This is a genomic window from Streptomyces triticirhizae, assembly GCF_003696235.1.
In the GTDB taxonomy this organism is placed as follows: domain Bacteria; phylum Actinomycetota; class Actinomycetes; order Streptomycetales; family Streptomycetaceae; genus Streptomyces; species Streptomyces triticirhizae.
Map to the genome: position 1 here is coordinate 1 of NZ_RFFJ01000377.1, position 1,927 is coordinate 1,927.

Here is a 1,927-nt window from a genome sequence, read left to right on the forward strand (position 1 = left end):
CCCGTGCCCCGGCGGGTCGCGGCGCTGCTGCGCCCGCGCCCGCCGGGCAGAAGCTGGCCGCCGCCCAACACCCGGGCCGGGCTGGCCGCGCTGGTGGCCGCCGCCGGGACAGCGGCGTCGGCGCTCTGCGCGCTGAACGCGGCCGTCACGCTCTTCCTGGTGCTGAAGGCGGCCACCCCGCTCTGACGCGGGCCGGCGTGGCCGGCTCGGCTCAGAGGTCGAACTCGGCGGGCGGCAGGCCCAGTTGGTGGCAGGCCTCCTTGACCACGGCGCGCTCCTGCGCGTCGAACGTCCCGTCGGCGCCGCCGATCACGATGCCGATCTGCACCACGGCCCGCGCCTCGGCCGGCTTCTTCGCGGCCTTGGCGATGTCCTGGAGAACGTTGATCTTGCCCAGGTCGAAGTTGGTGATCAGCTGGTTGAGGTAGGTGTCGAAGCGCCGCTGGAGGTCGTCGGCGGGGAAGTTCCGCAACACCTCGTTGCTCGCGATCAGCTGCGCGACCCGCTGGCGCTCGGCCGGGTCGACCGATCCGTCGGCGGCCGCCACCAGCGCGCACATCGCCATGCTGGCATCGCGGAAAGCTCCGCTCTTCAGCTCGTTCTTCTTGGCGTTGAGCTGCGTCTGCATGGTGGACGCCGACTCCTTGATGCGGTCCCACAGGGCCATTGGCACTCCCAAGATGTGTTTCTCTGCACCCGGGAGAACGTGGGAACGGTGCCCGACGTTCCGCTTTCCGACGCTTCCTCACGACTTCCTGACGGCCCGCCGACACCACCCTCGTATGCGGGCGCCGCGTGCCCGGCCGCCTCGGCGCCCGCTACGAGGCCCGCAGCAGGGCGGCGTCCTCGCGCCACTTGAGGATCTTGTCGAAGGTGACGACGGCCCCGCCGCTGCCCGGCTGGTTGCCGAAGCGGACGCGGTCGGCGAGGGCCTCGATCAGCAGCAGGCCCCGCCCGCCGGGCAGCAGTTCGGCGAACTCCCCCGCCGGCCGCGCGGCGGCGGGCGGCGACAGAGCCGGAGCGGCCCCGGCTCCCTGGGGGAAGCCGGGGCCGCAGTCGGTGACCTCGATACGACACATGTCTCCGTGGATCGAGGCGGTGACCCGGTACACCTCGGAGAGGCCACCGCCGTGCTGGACCGCGTTGGCGCAGGCCTCGGACAGGGCGACGGACAGCTCGTGCGAGATGTCCCCGTCCACCCCCGCCGTGTCCATGGCGCCGAGCAGCAGCCGCCGGGCCAGCGGAACGCTGGCCGCCTCACGGCGCAGTTGCAGAGACCACCAGATGCTCATGCTCCAGCCTCCTGGCCACGGCTCGACATATCCTTAGGTATTGCCTACCCACCCGTCCCGTAAGCGTGTGATTGACCCAACACACCCCATTCGGCGGATGTCACGGGAGACGTTGGCCGATATGGCGGCGCCCCGGAGCGGGGGACGGGCGGGACGTCTGTACGAGTCGCGTCCCCTCCGGGTCCACCGTGGGCGTCCGGTGAGATGATGGCGCCGCCATGCGTGCCGGAGCCGATCTGCGACTGCTGCGGGCCGCGGTGTTCGCCGCGGCCTCCGCCACGCTGGCCGCCGCCGGGCACATCTCCGGCGGCGAACGCGGCCTCCCGCTCTGGGCCGTGGCCGCCGGCGCCCTGCTGACCTGGGCGTTCGCCGGTCTGCTCGCCGGCAGGGAGCGGCGCTCCTGGCCCGGCATCGCGCTGGCCCTGGCGCTGGCCCAACTCCTGCTGCACCTGTTCTTCTGCCTCGCCCAGCACCTGGGCTCGGCGGCCGCCCCGCCGCCGGCCGGGGACGGGTCCGCCGGGCTGACGGAGCTGGCCGGCCGGCTGCTCTGCGGCGGGCACGCGCCCGTCTCGCCGGAGCGGGCGACGGCGCTGCTCGGCGACGCCGGGCTGCTCCCGCACCATCCGGGCGGCGGG

At 73.5% G+C, this 1,927-nt stretch carries 2 protein-coding genes and 2 pseudogenes; 2 read left to right on the plus strand and 2 right to left on the minus strand.

Annotated features, from left to right (window positions below; all coding sequences use genetic code 11):
- Positions 1–186, plus strand: a pseudogene (locus EBN88_RS29720) (M56 family peptidase); the annotation flags it as partial.
- A 25-nt stretch (positions 187–211) separates the two neighbouring features.
- Here the strand turns inward: EBN88_RS29720 and EBN88_RS29725 are convergent.
- Positions 212–667: a tellurite resistance TerB family protein gene (locus EBN88_RS29725; RefSeq protein ID WP_122400068.1), complete on the minus strand. Its 456-nt coding sequence runs from the start codon at positions 665–667 to the stop codon at positions 212–214.
- Between the two features lie 151 nt (positions 668–818).
- On the minus strand, positions 819–1,292 hold the full coding sequence (locus EBN88_RS29730) for an ATP-binding protein (RefSeq protein ID WP_122400069.1): 474 nt from the start codon (positions 1,290–1,292) through the stop codon (positions 819–821).
- Positions 1,293–1,510: 218 nt separating this feature from the next.
- Between EBN88_RS29730 and EBN88_RS29735 the strand changes: the two are divergent.
- Positions 1,511–1,927, plus strand: a pseudogene (locus EBN88_RS29735) (hypothetical protein); the annotation flags it as partial.

Excerpts from the sequence above, each read along its gene's own strand:
- EBN88_RS29725 (WP_122400068.1), bottom strand. The coding sequence starts at position 667 with ATGGCCCTGTGGGACCGCATCAAGGAGTCGGCGTCCACCATGCAGACG.
- EBN88_RS29730 (WP_122400069.1), bottom strand. The coding sequence starts at position 1,292 with ATGAGCATCTGGTGGTCTCTGCAACTGCGCCGTGAGGCGGCCAGCGTT.